The organism is Kocuria sp. CPCC 204721 (assembly GCF_040980945.1).
Taxonomy (GTDB): domain Bacteria; phylum Actinomycetota; class Actinomycetes; order Actinomycetales; family Micrococcaceae; genus Kocuria; species Kocuria marina.
Genome location: NZ_JAVKPO010000068.1, coordinates 1 through 535, shown reverse-complemented (window position 1 = coordinate 535; position 535 = coordinate 1). Strand labels below are relative to the sequence as shown.

Sequence of the window (535 nt, the reverse complement as noted above, 5' to 3'; positions counted from 1 at the left end):
CCCCGTCAACCTCATGAGCTACGTCACCTACGTGTTCCGCTCCTACTTCGGCTACCCGGAGGAGAAGGCCCGCTCCCTGATGCTGGAGGTCCACCACCACGGGCGCTCCGTGGTGGCCAGCGGCTCCCTCGAGGAGGCCGAGACCCACACCGCGGCGATGCACGGCTTCGGGCTGTGGGCCACCTTCGAGCAGGCGGGGGGTCACTGATGGCGCAGGGCTTCCGGTCCACCCGCCGGGGCATCACCGCCCGCTTCGAGGAGCCCGAGAAGGAGCTGCTGCAGAAGCTGTTCGCGGACGTCGCCCAGGCGCTCGCCCCCGAGCAGCCGGCCTCGGAGGACTCGCTCGAGCGGATGCTGGGCGTGTCCGGGGACGCCACCGTCCCCGACGACTCCGCGCTCCGGCGCCTGCTGCCCGACGGCAGCCTGGACCCCGAGCGGGCCGCCGAGTTCCGCCGGTACACGGAGCGGGGGCTGCGGGAGACCAAGCGGGGCGTGCTGAAGCAGGCGGCCCTGGCGCTGGAGGCCCAGCCCGTGC

Annotated in this window: 2 protein-coding genes; both read left to right on the top strand. The window is 73.3% G+C overall.

The features are described 5' to 3' along the window. On the top strand, positions 1-208 hold a 208-nt coding region (gene clpS / locus RF637_RS13895; protein ID WP_368845138.1), incomplete at its 5' end, for an ATP-dependent Clp protease adapter ClpS. Beyond that, positions 208-535 (top strand): DUF2017 family protein (locus RF637_RS13890; RefSeq protein WP_368845137.1); only part of this gene is annotated, 328 nt, incomplete at its 3' end. The genes clpS and RF637_RS13890, both read left to right, overlap by 1 nt.